We start from the raw sequence: 14,821 nt of genomic DNA on the forward strand, positions 1-14,821 counted from the left end.
CGCCAGGGGCCCGGGTGACGCTGAAGGACCAGTTGCACGGCGGCGCGGCCCTGGCCAGTGCCGCGATGGGCCGGAAAGATGGTGAACTCGGCCAGTTCGCGCAGCCCGCCGGGGTGCAGCATGACCAGGGCAAACCCCACATGACGGCCCGCCTCGGTGATCCAATAGGGACAGCGCCCGGTTTGTCGCCACCAGCGGGCGGCGATCCGGTCGGCGGGCAGGCCCGCGCCCGGCGCCACCTCGTCCAGATAGGGGGACAGGGCGGCGGCGAGGGCCTGTTCTTCGGCCTTGGGGATATCGGTCAGGTGCAGGGTCATGCCCGCCGCGCCCCGGTTTCGGGCAGACGCGGCGCGGCGGCGATCAGGGCCCGGGTATAGGGATGCGCGGGGTCCGAGAAGACCTGTGCGGTCTCGCCCTGTTCGACAATGCGGCCCGATTGCATCACCAGCACCCGGTCGGTGATCGTGCGCACCACGCTCAGATCATGGCTGATGAACAGATAGGTCAGGTCATATTCGGAGCAGAGCTGCGCCAGCAGGTCAAGGATCTGCGCCCGGACCGAGACATCAAGCGCCGAGACCGCCTCGTCGAACAGGATCAGCTGAGGCCGGATGATCAGCGCACGGGCAATGGCGATGCGCTGGCGCTGACCGCCGGAAAACTCGTGGATATACTTTCCCGCATCGTCGGGCGACAGGCCGACGGCGGTCAGCATCTCGGCAATGCGGTCGCTGCGGTCCGACCCGGTTGGCGGCGCATCGAGCAGATGAAACGGTTCGGTCACCAGCCGGTCGACACGGTGGCGCGGGTTGAAGCTGCCGTAAGGATCCTGAAACACCACCTGCATGCGGCGGCGGATTTCGGGATTGGCGCGTTTGCCGTCATAGACCGGTTGCCCCGCCAGACGGATTTCGCCGCCCTGTACCGGCTCCAGCCCCAGGATGGCGCGTGTCAGGGTGGATTTGCCACAGCCGGATTCGCCGACCAGCCCCAGCCGCTCGCCCCGGTTCAGGGCAAAGCTGACATGATCCACGGCGCGGTGATGCCCCGGGTGCGCAAACAGCCGGGTGCGCGGCAGGGCATAGTCGCGCACCACCTCCGACACCTCCAGCAGCGGTGCCGGTGGCGGTGGCGCGGGCAGGGTCACGCGGTGATCCGAGGCGGCGAACAGCATCTTCGTATAGGGATGACTCATACCGGTCAGCAGGCGCTGGGTCGGGGCGGCCTCGACCACCTCGCCATGGCGCATGACGGTGATATGGTCGGCCATGTCGGCAACAACGGCCAGGTCATGGGTGATCATCAGCATGCCCATGCCGTATTCCTGCACCAGCCCCTTGAGCAGGTCGAGGATCTGCGCCTGCGTGGTGACGTCGAGCGCGGTTGTCGGCTCGTCCGCGATCAGCAGTTTCGGGCGCAGTGCGATGGCCATGGCGATGACCACGCGCTGGCGCTGGCCGCCGCTGAGTTCATGCGGATAGCGCGAAAGCGGGAACCGGTCAGGCGGCAGGCCGACACGGGTCAGCACTTCGCGCGCGCGCTCTTCCGCCCTGATGGGCGTCATCGCTTTGTGGATCAGGATCGTTTCCATCACCTGATCGCCGATGGTCTTGACCGGGTTCAGTGCGGTCATCGGTTCCTGAAACACCATCCCGACCGCCGCGCCGCGCAGGGCGCACATTTCTGCCTCGGGCAGGGTCAGAATCTCTTGTCCGTCCAGCCGGATCGAGCCGCTGGCTCGCGCTCCGCCGGGCAACAGCTGCATCACGGCCAGCGCCGTCATCGACTTGCCCGAGCCGCTCTCGCCGGTGACGGCCACGATCTCGCCCGCGTCGATGGTCAGTGAGACGCGCTTGAGGATGTCATAGGCATGGATCGACAGCGACAGGTCGGTGATCTGCAACAGGCTCATGTGCGCGCCACCCTGAGCCGGGGATCGAGCCAGTCGCGCAGCCCGTCGCCCATCAGGTTCAGACCCAGCACCGTCAGGATGATCGCCAGTCCGGGGATCAGCGCCAGATGGGGGGCGAAACTGACCATGGTCTGCGCGTCCGCCAGCATCCGGCCCCAGCTGGGCGTCGGCGGCTGCGCGCCAAGGCCGACATAACTCAGCCCCGCCTCGGCCAGGATGCCCAGCGAGAACTGGATGGTGCCCTGCACGATTAGCAGGTTCGCCACGTTTGGCAGGATATGTTCGGCCGAGATGCGCGCTGCCCCCTTGCCCGCGACGCGCGCCGCCAGGATGAATTCGCGCTCCCACAGGCTGAGCGCGGCGCCACGGGTGATGCGGGCAAAGACCGGGATGTTGAAGATGCCGATGGCGATGATGGCGTTGACGGCGCCAGCGCCAAAGACGGCGGTGATCAGGATGGCGATCACCAGCGAGGGGAACGCAAAGACCAGATCGTTGCCGCGCATGATCAACTCGTCCAGCCACGATCCCTTGCGCGCCGCGGCCGCCAAGCCCAGCGGCACGCCCAGGCTCATGCCGATACCCACCGCCAGCAGGGCCACCGCGATCGAGGTGCGCGCGCCGACCATGATCATGGAAAACATGTCGCGCCCGAAATGGTCGGTGCCGAACCAGTGCCGCGCATTCGGGGTTTGCAGCTTGGCCGGGATGTTCAGCGCGGCATGGTCGTAGGGAGTCCAGATGAAAGAGATGAGCGCGGCCAGCACCACCAGCGAGGACAGGCCCGCGCCCAGGATCAGGTTGCGGCTCATGTCCGCGTCCTCAGGCGCGGATCGACGAGAGCATAGGCCAGATCGACCAGGAAATTGACCACGATCACCGCAAAGACCAGCAGCATGACGACCGATTCCACCACGATCAGGTCGCGTGCCGAGATCGCCTGGAATACCAGCCGCCCGAGGCCGGGCAGATAGAACACCTGCTCGATGATGATCGATCCCGCCAGCAGGAACGAGAATTGCAGGCCGATGATGGTCAGCACCGGGATCAGTGCATTGCGCAACCCATGCCGCCACAGCGCCTGACGGCGGGTGAGCCCCTTGGCCCGCGCGGTGCGCATGAAATCCTCACCCAGGATGTCGAGCAGGGCCGAACGCATCACCCGCGCCAGGATCGCCGCCTGCGGCAGGGCCAGAGCGATGGCGGGCAGGGTCAGCGAATGCAGACCGGCGGTCAGCCCCTTGTCCCAGCCGGCAAAACCGCCGGCATTGAACCAGCGCAGGTTGATGGCAAAGATCAGAACCAGCATCATGGCGAACCAGAAGTTGGGCACCGCGACGCCCAGCTGGGTCGCGCCCATCACGGCCAGATCGCCGGGTTTGCCCCGGCGGGCTGCGGCATAAATGCCGGCGGGCAGGGCGATGGCGGTGGACAGTGCCAGCGCGTAGAGCGCGAGCGGCAGCGAGACCCAGAGCCGGTCCGCGATCATCTGCGAAACCGGGGTGCGATAGGTGTAAGAGGTGCCAAAATCGCCACGCAGCATGCCGGTGACCCAGCTGACATAACGTTCGGCCTTTGACTGATCCAGACCCAGCTCGGTGCGCAGCGCGGCCAGCGTATCGGGCTGCGCATTGACCCCCAGCATGAACGAGGCCGGATCCCCCGGAGCGATCTCGATCACCGCAAAGATGACCAGGCTGGCGACGGCCAGGCTGATCGCAAGCGAGAGCGCGCGTTTCAGGCTGTAACGGAGCATGTCGGGTCGATACCACCCATTCGGAAAAAAGGCCCGCCACCGGAGCGGCGAGCCAGAAAATCGCAGATTTTCTGAACCATTTTCTGTGTCAGAAAATGGTCCCGCGCCCTATTCGGACCAGCTGATCGCCGAAAGGTCGTTGGCGGCCGTGGGGGCGTTGACCCACAGGCCCTGCACGCCGGCCTTGGCCACGCTCAGCGCCGCCAGCTGGAACAGGTAACCGTTCACGTAATCTTCGGAGATGATCCGCTGCGCCTGTTGCATCAGCTCGGTTCGCTTGTCCGGGTCGGTGGTGGAGTTCAGCGTGCCCATCAGCTCCTGGAAGGTCGCGTTGTCATACTGGAAGTAATATTCGGGACGGGCGTAGATGCCGATATCCATCGGCTCGGTATGGCTGACGATGGTCAGCCCGAAATCCTTGCCCTTGAACACGGTTTCCAGCCACTGCGCCCATTCGACATTGATGATCTCGGCCTTGATGCCGACCTCGGCCAACTGGGCCGCGATGATCTCGCCGCCGCGCCGCGCATAAGAGGGGGGCGGCAGGTGCAGCGTGGTCTCGAACCCGTTCGGCAACCCGGCCTCGGCCAGCAGTGCCTTGGCCTTGTCGGGATCATGGGCAGAGGTGCCGGTCAGATCGACATAAGCCGGGTTGTGCGGTGCGAAATGGGTGCCGATCGGCGTGCCGTATCCGAACATGGCGCCATCGATGATGGCCTGACGGTCGATGGCATGCGCCATCGCCTGGCGTACCTTGACGTTGTCAAAGGGCGCCTGCTTGTTGTTGGTCGACAGGATCGTTTCCCCCTCGGTCGACCCGACCAGCACCTGGAACCGCGGGTCCGCCTCGAATTGCGGCAGGTTCTCGGGCGCGGGGAAGCCGGTGAACACGTCCACATCCTCGGCCATCATTGCGGCGAAGGCGGCTGTGGGGTCCGAGATGAACTTGAACGTCGCTTGCGCGAGCGCTGGCTGGTCACCCCAGTAACCGGTGTTGCGGTTCAGCACGATCTTGTCGCCTTGCACCCATTCGCCCAGCGTGTAGGGGCCGGTGCCCACCGGCGCGGTCTTGATGTTCTCGATGCTCTCGGGCGCCACGATCACCGCGTCACCCCAGGCCATGTTGAACAGGAAATTGCCGTTGGGCTCTTTCAGGGTCACCTTGACGGTCAGCGGATCGACCACATCGACGCTGTCGATCCCGGCGAACAGTGCCTTTTGCGCGTTGGCGCTGTCTTCGGCGCGGGCGCGATCCAGGCTGAACTTGACGTCCTCGGCATCCATGGCCGAGCCGTCATGGAAGGTCACGCCCGCGTGCAGCCTGAAGGTATAGACGGTGCCATCGCCCGAGATTTCCCAGCTTTCGGCCAGGGCAGGCACGATCGAGCCATCGCCCATGAAGCGGGTCAGCCCCTCGAAGATGTTGACATAGACCACCGAGTCGATGGCCTGCGCGGCGGCGCTGGTCGGGTCCAGATGCGGCGGCTCCAGCTGCATCGCGATGGTAATGTCATCCTTGGCCCAGGCGGCCCCGGCGAAGAGCGCGGCGCTTAGCGCAAGGCCAGAGACAACCCCTTGTTTTACAAACCGTTTCATTCCAACTCTCCCCGTTCGGTTTCGTCTGACGGGATCGTGATCCCGCCACGGCTCGCCTCACTGTTTCCGTAAATCCCGGGGCAATCAAGGAATTGTTGGCGCAACCGGGCTTTCTCTGCGAGCGCGAAATGCATATGCTGCAATGCAACATTTTCCCCGGAGGACTGGAAATGAGTGCGACTGCCCGCAAGACTGCCCCCAATGCGCAGGATATCCGCGCGCGCAAGGGCGGGGTGCCGCTGGTCAGCCTGACCGCCTATACCACGCCGATGGCGCGGCTGATGGATGGGCATTGCGATTTCGTGCTGGTGGGCGACAGCGTCGGCATGGTGCTGCACGGGCTGAATTCCACCCTGGGTGTGACGATGGAGATGATGATCCTGCACGGTCAGGCGGTGGCGCGCGGGCTGGACCGCGCGATGCTGGTGATCGACATGCCATTCGCCAGCTACGAGGAGGGTCCGGCGCAGGCGTTCCGCAATGCCGCCCGGCTGATGGCCGAGACCGGCGCTGGTGCGGTCAAGCTGGAAGGCGGGGTCGAGATGGCCGAGACCATCCGCTTTCTGGTCAAGCGCGGCATTCCGGTGATGGCCCATATCGGGCTGACGCCGCAGTCGATCAACACGCTGGGCGGATACAAGGTGCAGGGCCGCGACGATCAGGCCCAGGCGGTGCTGGCCGATGCCCGCGCGGTGGCCGATGCGGGCGCTTTTTCGGTCGTGCTCGAGAAGGTGCCTGCGACGCTGGCCGACCGGATCACTGCCGAGGTTGCGATTCCGACCATTGGCATCGGGGCCTCTGCCGGGTGCGACGGGCAGATCCTGGTGGTTGATGACATGCTGGGCTTTTTCACCGCGTTCAAACCGAAATTCGTCAAACGGTACGCCGATCTGGGTCCGCTGGCCGAGGCGGCGATTGCCGAATACGCCGCCGAAGTGCGCGCGCGCAGCTTTCCGGCGGCGGAACATGTGTTTGGCGATCAGGCCCCGGCCAAAGGTGCCAAGGCATGAGCGCGCCGATCCTGCGCAAGCTGGCCGATCTGCGCGCCGCCACCGCCGGCTGGAAGCGCGCGGGCGAGAGCATCGGCGTGGTGCCCACGATGGGCGCGCTGCATGACGGGCACCTGTCGCTGGTCGCGGCGGCCAAGGCGGGCTGCGACCGAGTGGTGGTGACCATTTTCGTCAACCCGAAACAGTTCAACAACCCCGAAGATCTGGCCAAGTATCCCCGCACCGAACTGGCCGACGCGTCCAAGCTGGCGCCCTATGGGGTCGATGCGATCTATGTGCCCGATCCTGACCAGATCTATCCCGAGGGGTTTGCGACCACCGTTTCGGTCTCGGGCCTGACCGACGTGATGGAGGGCGCGTGCCGCCCTGGTCATTTCGACGGCGTGGCAACCGTGGTGGCCAAACTGTTCCTGCAAACCGGGGCCGATCAGGCCTATTTCGGCGAAAAGGACTATCAGCAGATGATGCTGGTGACCCGCATGGCGCAGGATCTGGATATCCCGATCACCGTGGTGGGGTGCCCCACGGTGCGCGAGGCCTCGGGCCTTGCGATGTCGTCGCGCAACATGCGGCTGTCGGCTGAGGGGCTGGAGCGGGCCGGTCGGCTGCATCCCGTCATGCGGCAGGTGGCCGAGCGGCTGGCGGCTGGCGCCTCTTTTGGTGATCTGGCGCCCGGGGCGCGCGAGGCGCTGGGCGCCGCCGGTTTTGTCGATATCGAGTACTTCGATCTGCGCGCGGCGGACAGCCTGCGCGCACTCGACCGTCCCACCGAACCCGCGCGCCTGTTGGTGGCGGCCTGGCTCGACGGGGTTCGGCTGATCGACAATATCGCGGTTTCCCAACTAAACGATTAGTAGGGGCTTCCTGACACGCCGGAAATGCGGCTACAGTCCCGGGTCAAGAGACGATGACAGGGGGCAGAGAATGACCTTTATTCTGGCGATCGACCAGGGCACCACTTCGAGCCGGGCGATCCTGTTCGATGGCGAGATGCGGCGGGTGGCGACCGCGCAGCGTGAATTCACCCAGCATTTCCCCGAAGCGGGCTGGGTGGAACACGACGCCGAAGAGATCTGGCAAACGACGGTCGAGGTCTGCCGCGAGGTGATCGCCGGGCAGGGGATCGGGCCCGAACAGATCGCCGGGATCGGCATCACCAACCAGCGGGAAACCACCGTGGTCTGGGACAAGGCCGGCGGTGCGCCCGTGCATCGCGCCATCGTCTGGCAGGACCGGCGCACCGCTGCGATTTGTGAGCGGCTGCGCCATGCGGGGTGCGAGGATGACTTTACCGCCCAGACCGGTCTGCTGCTGGACCCGTATTTCTCGGGCACCAAGGTGAAATGGATCCTCGACACCGTGCCGGGCGCGCGGGATCGCGCGGCGGCGGGCGAGCTGCTGTTCGGCACCATCGATTCGTTTTTGATCTGGCGGCTGACCGGTGGCCGGGTTCATGCGAGTGATGCGACCAACGCCGCGCGCACGCTGATGTTCGATATCCATCAGGGGGAATGGAGCAAGGACATCTGCGAGCTTCTTGACGTGCCGATGTCGATGCTGCCCGAGGTGCGCGACTGCGCTGCCGATTTCGGCACGACGGATCTGTTTGGCGGGCAGGTGCCGATCCTGGGCGTTGCCGGCGACCAGCAGGCGGCCACCATCGGGCAGGCCTGTTTCCAGCCCGGCATGATGAAATCCACCTATGGCACCGGTTGTTTTGCGCTGCTCAATACCGGGACACAGCCGGTCGCCTCGCAGAACCGGCTGCTGACGACCATCGCCTATCAGCTGGACGGCCAGCGGACCTATGCGCTGGAAGGCTCGATCTTCATTGCCGGGGCGGCGGTGCAGTGGCTGCGCGACGGGCTGGGTATCATCGAGAACGCGGCGCAAAGCGGCGCGTTGGCGGCTCGCGCCGATCCGGCCCAGAATGTCATCCTGGTGCCCGCCTTTACCGGTCTGGGCGCCCCCTATTGGAAGCCCGATTGCCGGGGCGCAATGTTCGGGCTGACGCGCAACTCCGGTCCGGCCGAGTTCTGCAAGGCGGCGCTGGAAAGCGTGGCCTATCAGACCCGCGATCTGTGGGAGGCGATGCAGGGCGATTGGGGTGCGGATGCGGATGTGATCCTGCGTGTCGATGGCGGTATGAGCGCGTCCGACTGGGCGATGCAGGGCCTGGCCGATCGTCTGGGCGCGCCGGTGGACCGCCCGGTGATGCAGGAGACCACGGCGCTGGGCGCGGCCTGGCTGGCCGGGATGCGGGCAGGGGTTTACCCCGATCAGGCAGGCTTTGCCGCGACCTGGGCGCTAGATGCCCGGTTCACCCCCAAGATGGTCGAGGGCGACCGCGAAGCCGCCTATCGCCGCTGGAAAGCGGCAGTGGCGGCGGCGATGATGGTCTAGGCTGGTATCCGCGCGCCTTCGGCGATGGTACGGGGGCGCGCATTCAGCTCTTCTATCGAGAACCCGGCGATGGATTTGTACCTGGCCGCATGCGCGGCCAGTTCGGCGTGGGGGATCACGGTGTCAATATCGTCGAAATCGCCGCCGCACAGATCCTCGACCCGTTGCAGCACCCCGTCCGGCCCGCCGCCCGCACGATTGGCCTGGCCAACGGCGGTGGTCACCGGGCGGACCTCGGCCTCATAGGCCGCCAGCGCCCTGGGTGTTATCCCATGCTCCAGCAGCCGGGCACCAATGATGCGCGCATCCAGAATCGCCTGACTGGCCCCGTTCGATCCCACCGGATAGGTGGGATGCGCCGCATCGCCCATCAGGGTCACCGACCCGCCCGTCCAGCGGGGCAGGGGGTCGCGGTCGACCATCGGGTATTCATAGACCACCTCGGCCCCTTGGATCAGCGCGGGAACGTCGATCCAGTCGAACCGCCAGTCGGCGAAATCGGGCAGGAAATCACCGATATCGGCGGCGCGGTTCCAATCCTCTTTCTTCCACGCGGCATCGAGGGGAAAGCGTTTCTCGGCGATCCAGTTCATTTCGACCATGCCGTCGCCGTCCGGCTCCGAAATCGGATAAGACACCAGCCGCAGGTCGTCATGGCCGATCATCGCCATGGCGCCGCCACCGAAATAGGCGGGTGCCCGGGTGGTGGCGCGCCACAGCACGCGCCCGTTCCAGATCGGTTCGCCCTCGTTCGGGTACATCTGAGCCCTGAGTGCCGAATGGATACCGTCGGCGGCGATCAGCAACCGCCCCTCGACCCGGCGCCCATCGCTCAGGATCAAGGTCGCACTCTCTGGCCCGGTTTCGAACCCGGCAGCGCGTGCACCGGTCACCACGCAATCTGCCCCGGCGCGGGCGATCAGCGCCTCGTACAGCATCATCTGCAAGGCGCCGCGATGCACCGAGTACTGCGGCCAGGCATAACCGGCCCAGATGCCGCGCGGCTCTTCCCAGATGGTCTTGCCGAGTTTTGAGTAGAACCCCAGTTGGCGCGTCCGCACCCCGATCCGGTCCAGTTCCGCTTCCAGCCCTAGATCCAGCAACTCGCGCACCGCATTGGGTTGCAGGTTGATCCCCACCCCCATCGGGCGCAGCACCGCCGTTGCCTCGTAGATGCGGAACGGCACCCCGATCTGGTGCAGCGTCAGCCCCAGGCTGAGCCCCGCGATACCTGCACCGGCAATCAGAACGGTCATGAAAGTCTCCCTCTCTCTTGACGCCAGACTGCCCGGCGCCGGGCATGAGGTCGAGAGGAAATCAGCCTTGATAGGGGCGCAGGAACACTGGCTTGTCGGGTGCGGACAGGTCAGCGTTGTACTGGTATCCGCCGCTGTCGAACTCGCTCAGCGCCTGTGGATCGGTCAGACGGCGTTGCACGATGTAACGGGCCATCGCCCCGCGCGCCTTCTTGGCGAAAAAGCTGACGATCTTGGGCGCGCCGCCCTTGTCCTCCATGAACACGGGCGTGATCACCCGCAGTTTCAGCGCCTTGGGGTCGACGGCGCCAAAGTATTCCTGGCTAGCGCAGTTGACCAGCACATCCGTGCCGATTTCATCGGCCTGAGCGTTCAGCGTCCGGGACAGCTGGTCACCCCAATAGTCATAGAGAGAGGTCCCTCGCCGGGTCTTCAACCGGCTGCCCATTTCCAGACGATAGGCCTGGATCGCATCCAGCGGACGCAACACGCCGTAAAGCCCCGACAGGATGCGCAGGTGCTGCTGCGCCCAGTCCATTTCCTCGGAGTCGAGCGAGGCCGCCTCGAGCCCCTGATAGGTGTCACCGGCAAAGGCCAGCGCGGCAGGGCGGGTCACATCCGCGCCCGGCGCATCGGCGAATTCGCGGAACCGGTCGCGGTTGAGCCGGGCCAGATCGTCGCTCAGCCCCATCAGTTTCTTGAGATCGCCGAGCGTCAGGTTGCGCGCGGTCTTGGCCAGCCGCACCGCATCGTCCTGAAAGGCGGGCTCGGTCGTCGCGACGTCGCGCTCTGCCCAATCCAGCCGCTTGGCCGGAGAGATCACCACCAGCATATCCTGCCCCTTCGTCCTTGGTTTCGTGGGTATCTAGGTCGTCTGGCCCAGCACGTCCAGAAAGGCCTCACCAAAACGTTCCCAGCGTCGATCACCCAACAGCGCCTCAAGTCCGCTCCGATCGTCGGGGCGCATTTGCGCCACCTTGGCCAGTTGCGACGCCGAACAGCTGAGCGGTTTGTCGATGCCGTCAGGGCCGCGCGCCAGATCGGCCTGCACAGCCAACAGCCGGTCATAGATGTTGCCGGTCTGCCGCCCGGCCAGCTTGCGGCGGGCGGGGTGCAGCATCTCGGCAGCACCGCTCACCACCTCCAGAAACATGGCGCCGTAACGCTCCAACTTCTTTGCGCCGATGCCGCCGATGCGGGCCATCTGGTCCAGCGATGCGGGGCGCTTCTCGGCCATTTCGATCAAGGTGCGGTCGGGAAAGATCACATAGGCCGGGACCCGTGCCGCCTCGGCCAGCGCCCGGCGCTTGGCCTTGAGCGCGGACAGCAGCGGCGCGTCCTCGTCATTGACCATGGCCTTGACCGCCGGACGCCGCGCCGCCTTGCTCACCGTATCCTTGCGCAACTCGATCCCGGCCTCGCCGCGCAGGATCGGCAGCGCCGCCTCGGTCATCCGCAGCGCGCCGTGGCGTTCGGGATCTGGGCGCACCAGGTCGCGGCCCATCATCTGACGAAAGATCGCCTGCCACTGGGCGCGGTTCCATTCGGTGCCGACCCCATAGGTGGGCAACTGGTCATGGCGGCGGTCGCGGATCTTGTCGGTCTGGTTGCCCAGCAGGATGTCGATCAGATGGGTCGCGCCGAACCATTCCTCGGTCCGCAGCATCGCCGACAAGGCCATGCGCACTGCGGTTGTGCCATCGAACCGTTCCGCCGGGCTGTCGCACAGATCGCATTTGCCGCAGGTGATCTCGGTCTCGCCAAAATAACCCAGCAGGGTCTGTCGACGGCAGGTCATCGCCTCGGCCAGACCCAGAAGCGCGTTCAACCGGGCATGATCGGCGGCGCGGCGCTCGGGCGGGGCCAGGCCTTCGTCGATCTGGCTGCGGCGCAGGCGGATGTCGTCGGGGCCGAACAGGGTCAGTGTCTCGGCCGGCCCGCCATCACGGCCCGCACGGCCGATCTCCTGATAATAGGCCTCGATGGATTTCGGCAGATCGGCATGGGCGACCCAGCGGATATCGGGCTTGTCGATACCCATGCCAAAGGCCACCGTCGCCACCACGATCAGCCCGTCCTCGCGGGCAAAGCGGGTCTCGACGATGCGGCGGTCCTCGGCCTCCATGCCGCCGTGATAGTGACAGGCGCTGTGGCCGTCCTCGCGCAGGGCCTGCGCCAGCGTCTCGGTCTTGGCCCGGGTGCCGCAATAGACGATGCCCGACTGGCCGCGCCGGGCGCCCGCGAAATCCAGGATCTGGCGGCGCGGGCTGTCCTTGGCGGCAAAGGCCAGGTGGATATTGGGCCGGTCGAACCCGCGCAGGAAACTGCGCGGTTCCTCGCCATCGAACAGTTTCGCAACGATCTCGGCCTGGGTCTCGGCATCCGCCGTGGCGGTAAAGGCGGCCAGCGGCACGCCCAGCGCCCTGCGCAGCTCGCCGATACGCAGGTAATCGGGGCGAAAATCATGGCCCCACTGGCTGACGCAATGAGCCTCGTCCACCGCGATCAGGCTGACCCCGATCCGCCGCAGCATCCCCATCGCCGCGCCCGATGCGAGCCGTTCGGGGGCCATGTAAAGCAGCTTCAGCCGCCCCGCCTCCAGCGCCTGCCAGACCGCCTCGGTCTCCTCGGGTGTGTTGCCCGAGGTCAGCGCCCCCGCCTCGACACCCGCCTCTTGCAGGCTGCGCACCTGGTCGCGCATCAGGGCGATCAGCGGCGAGATCACCACCGTCACCCCCTCGCGCATCAGCGCCGGCAGTTGGAAACACAGCGACTTGCCGCCCCCCGTCGGCATGATCGCCAGCACGTTCTCGCCCTCGGCCACGGCCTGCGCGATCTCCTCCTGCCCGGGGCGGAAGGCGTCGAATCCAAACACATCTCGCAACAGCGGTGCGGCGTCGAACATCTGGGGGTGGCCTGTCCTGATTGTACGCTCTGCTCTTTGGCGCCACCTTACACGTGCGCAGGCGTCGGAAACAATAGCGCCGGCGCCCGTCTTCTTCTGTTCGAAAACATCTGTCGTGTTGTTTTGGTCATACGATTTTCAGCAGAGCAGTCGTTTGTCTTTTGTACGGCGGATTCGACGAGAGAGCCCATCCTGTGAGTTCACTTTTTGCGCTGCGTGCGCATGCAGTATGAAGATCGGGGCTAGTGCTTGGCAAAGGACGCTGCTGTGCGGCTGAAAAACCGGTCATTCATGCTTGCTGCAGCAAGGATGGGTTGGGCAAGGATCGCGTAGCTGAAGTGGTCCCATCTTTTGGGACAGGTTTGCAGCTTTGCTAAGGTGTATCGTGTTTAGATGTCATGCTGCGTTTCGCTCGTTCAAGCCTGGCCGATATGCGTCGTCCGGTGTCTGCCGATCAAGCGCGGAATGGGGGCGGGTGTTGTAGAAAGCCATCCAGCCCTTGCTGATGCGTCGGACCTGGAAGCTGTCAGTGATTTCTTCGAGATAGATCGCCTCCTGCTTCAGGCTGCGCCAGAGTCGTTCGATGACGATGTTGTCGAGGTGTCTCCTGCACGGTCTTGTCGCCCCGCAGCGCTGCCACCGCCACCTTGGCCTTTTACTGATCTGCAAAACTCCGGAGCTTTGCCATTCTCGTATCCCCTCGAAGGTTCGGGATACACCTTAGCTGACTGTCCAGTTTTCTGGGACCTCTTCAGCCGGCGACTGCAGTTACCAAAGCGACAAGTACGATCTGAGTCAGTGTTTTCAAGGCATTACCTTTCACCGGACCTTGTTCTCTGGATCAGTCAGGTGGGTTTAGCGAACTGTGGCCATGGTCACCCTGAATCGCTTGAGCGCGATGAAGAAAAAGACCGCGCTGAGCGCGACCATGACCACCATGTCGGGCCAGACGATATCCAGTCCGGCATCGCGATAGAGAATGGCTTGAGAAAACGACACGAAATGTGTCGACGGTGACAACTGCATGACGTTCTGAAGCCAGACCGGCATGCTTTCCATCGGCGTCGTACTGCCGGACAGCAAATTCATGATCACGAGAACCGGGAGCGACAACAGACCGAATTGCGGCATCGACGTGGTGAAGGTGGCCAGCAGGATACCGAGCCCCGTGACCGAGGCAAGGTAAAGCACCGCCCCGCATACGAAGAGCGGGATCGAACCCGCGATCGGAACCGCCAACACGGTCTGCACGACGATCCAGAGCGACAGGATGGCGGCGACAACGATCACAAGGCCGTTGGCCCATATCTTGGCAACCATGATCTCGGACGGGGTGACCGGCATCACCAGCAAATGTTCGATCGTGCCATGTTCGCGCTCGCGGATCAGCGCGGCGCCGGTCAAAAGTACAGACAGGATGGTGATGTTGTTGATGATCTGCATCACGGATGAAAACCAGATGGAATTCAGGTTCGGATTGAACTTTGTCCTGACGACCAGGTCGATCAGCCGAGTGGTTGTGATGTCGTCGCCGGAAACGAACTTGGCGACTTCAGCGAGGATGATCTGCTGAAGGAACACCGAACCGTTACCGGCCTGTGCCATTGCGGTGGCATCCACGTTGAGCTGTATCTGAGGTTTGTGGCCGCTCAGCACATCCGCCTCGAAACTGGGTGGAAATGACAGGACAAACACGAACTTGCCGCTGTTCATCACGCTTTCAATCTCACCGGCCGAGATTTCCTGTGGCGGATTGAATTCGGGTGGAAGGATCGCGCCCAAAATGCGCCCCGTCAGTGCCGAACGGTCCTGGTCCACATAGGCGACAGAGGCGTTCGAGACCTCAAGCTTGGCACCGGTCGCAACCGAATAGACGGCGAAGCTGAACACATAGACGATCAGCAGAATAAGCACGGGATCGGCACGCAGGCTGTTGAGTTCCTTGAGGCCAAGCCGGAAGACATTGGTAAGCCATTGCCACAT

12 protein-coding genes are annotated in these 14,821 nt (G+C 64.6%); 3 read left to right on the plus strand and 9 right to left on the minus strand.

The annotated features are described in order from the left end of the window. Positions 1-313 precede the first annotated feature (313 nt). The 4 genes from SPO_RS00495 to SPO_RS00510 form a co-directional block, all read right to left on the minus strand. Positions 314-1,912 (minus strand): ABC transporter ATP-binding protein, encoded by a 1,599-nt coding sequence (locus SPO_RS00495; RefSeq protein WP_011045871.1) that lies wholly within the window; start codon positions 1,910-1,912, stop codon positions 314-316. Then, positions 1,909-2,724 (minus strand): ABC transporter permease, encoded by an 816-nt coding sequence (locus SPO_RS00500; protein ID WP_011045872.1) that lies wholly within the window; start codon positions 2,722-2,724, stop codon positions 1,909-1,911. The genes SPO_RS00495 and SPO_RS00500 overlap by 4 nt, the downstream gene beginning before the upstream one ends. Then, the gene (locus SPO_RS00505) at positions 2,721-3,668 is read right to left on the minus strand and encodes an ABC transporter permease (RefSeq protein ID WP_011045873.1); all 948 of its coding nucleotides are present in this window, start codon (positions 3,666-3,668) and stop codon (positions 2,721-2,723) included. The genes SPO_RS00500 and SPO_RS00505 overlap by 4 nt, the downstream gene beginning before the upstream one ends. A 108-nt stretch (positions 3,669-3,776) precedes the next feature. Further along, complete coding sequence (locus SPO_RS00510; RefSeq protein WP_011045874.1) at positions 3,777-5,264, minus strand: ABC transporter substrate-binding protein; 1,488 nt, start codon at positions 5,262-5,264, stop codon at positions 3,777-3,779. A 170-nt stretch (positions 5,265-5,434) separates the two neighbouring features. Here SPO_RS00510 and panB point away from each other — a divergent pair, with 170 nt between their 5' ends. From panB to glpK, 3 genes are all read left to right on the plus strand, one after another. Beyond that, positions 5,435-6,274 (plus strand): 3-methyl-2-oxobutanoate hydroxymethyltransferase, encoded by an 840-nt coding sequence (panB, locus tag SPO_RS00515; protein ID WP_011045875.1) that lies wholly within the window; start codon positions 5,435-5,437, stop codon positions 6,272-6,274. Beyond that, positions 6,271-7,128, plus strand: a complete 858-nt coding sequence (gene panC / locus SPO_RS00520) for a pantoate--beta-alanine ligase (RefSeq protein WP_011045876.1) — start codon at positions 6,271-6,273, stop codon at positions 7,126-7,128. Before panB ends, panC begins: the two co-directional genes overlap by 4 nt. Before the next feature lie 70 nt (positions 7,129-7,198). Then, entirely contained in the window at positions 7,199-8,677 is a 1,479-nt protein-coding gene (gene glpK / locus SPO_RS00525) for a glycerol kinase GlpK (protein ID WP_011045877.1), read from the plus strand. Here glpK and SPO_RS00530 read toward each other — a convergent pair. The 5 genes from SPO_RS00530 to SPO_RS00545 all read right to left on the minus strand — a co-directional run bounded on the left by SPO_RS00530 (position 8,674) and on the right by SPO_RS00545 (position 14,821). Continuing rightward, positions 8,674-9,933 carry a flavin-dependent oxidoreductase gene (locus SPO_RS00530; RefSeq protein ID WP_011045878.1) on the minus strand — a complete coding sequence of 420 codons (1,260 nt, stop codon included), beginning with the start codon at positions 9,931-9,933 and terminating at the stop codon, positions 8,674-8,676. The two genes, glpK and SPO_RS00530, sit on opposite strands and share 4 nt — an antisense overlap. A gap of 61 nt (positions 9,934-9,994) precedes the next feature. After that, a complete protein-coding gene (yaaA, locus tag SPO_RS00535; RefSeq protein ID WP_011045879.1) occupies positions 9,995-10,765 on the minus strand; it encodes a peroxide stress protein YaaA in 771 nt (256 codons plus the stop codon). A gap of 33 nt (positions 10,766-10,798) precedes the next feature. Next, positions 10,799-12,838 (minus strand): DNA helicase RecQ, encoded by a 2,040-nt coding sequence (gene recQ, locus SPO_RS00540; protein WP_011045880.1) that lies wholly within the window; start codon positions 12,836-12,838, stop codon positions 10,799-10,801. 396 nt (positions 12,839-13,234) lie between these two features. Further along, positions 13,235-13,507, minus strand: coding sequence for an integrase core domain-containing protein (locus tag SPO_RS23475; protein WP_011045881.1), 273 nt, complete (start codon positions 13,505-13,507; stop codon positions 13,235-13,237). 186 nt (positions 13,508-13,693) lie between these two features. Further along, positions 13,694-14,821: an ABC transporter permease gene (locus SPO_RS00545; RefSeq protein WP_011045882.1), complete on the minus strand. Its 1,128-nt coding sequence runs from the start codon at positions 14,819-14,821 to the stop codon at positions 13,694-13,696.

Source organism: Ruegeria pomeroyi DSS-3, assembly GCF_000011965.2.
GTDB classification, from domain to species: Bacteria; Pseudomonadota; Alphaproteobacteria; order Rhodobacterales; family Rhodobacteraceae; genus Ruegeria_B; species Ruegeria_B pomeroyi.

Excerpts from the sequence above, each read along its gene's own strand:
- SPO_RS00495 (WP_011045871.1), bottom strand. The coding sequence starts at position 1,912 with ATGAGCCTGTTGCAGATCACCGACCTGTCGCTGTCGATCCATGCCTAT.
- SPO_RS00500 (WP_011045872.1), bottom strand. The coding sequence starts at position 2,724 with ATGAGCCGCAACCTGATCCTGGGCGCGGGCCTGTCCTCGCTGGTGGTG.
- SPO_RS00505 (WP_011045873.1), bottom strand. The coding sequence starts at position 3,668 with ATGCTCCGTTACAGCCTGAAACGCGCGCTCTCGCTTGCGATCAGCCTG.
- SPO_RS00510 (WP_011045874.1), bottom strand. The coding sequence starts at position 5,264 with ATGAAACGGTTTGTAAAACAAGGGGTTGTCTCTGGCCTTGCGCTAAGC.
- panB (WP_011045875.1), top strand. The coding sequence starts at position 5,435 with ATGAGTGCGACTGCCCGCAAGACTGCCCCCAATGCGCAGGATATCCGC.
- panC (WP_011045876.1), top strand. The coding sequence starts at position 6,271 with ATGAGCGCGCCGATCCTGCGCAAGCTGGCCGATCTGCGCGCCGCCACC.
- glpK (WP_011045877.1), top strand. The coding sequence starts at position 7,199 with ATGACCTTTATTCTGGCGATCGACCAGGGCACCACTTCGAGCCGGGCG.
- SPO_RS00530 (WP_011045878.1), bottom strand. The coding sequence starts at position 9,933 with ATGACCGTTCTGATTGCCGGTGCAGGTATCGCGGGGCTCAGCCTGGGG.
- yaaA (WP_011045879.1), bottom strand. The coding sequence starts at position 10,765 with ATGCTGGTGGTGATCTCTCCGGCCAAGCGGCTGGATTGGGCAGAGCGC.
- recQ (WP_011045880.1), bottom strand. The coding sequence starts at position 12,838 with ATGTTCGACGCCGCACCGCTGTTGCGAGATGTGTTTGGATTCGACGCC.
- SPO_RS00545 (WP_011045882.1), bottom strand. The coding sequence starts at position 14,821 with ATGTGGCAATGGCTTACCAATGTCTTCCGGCTTGGCCTCAAGGAACTC.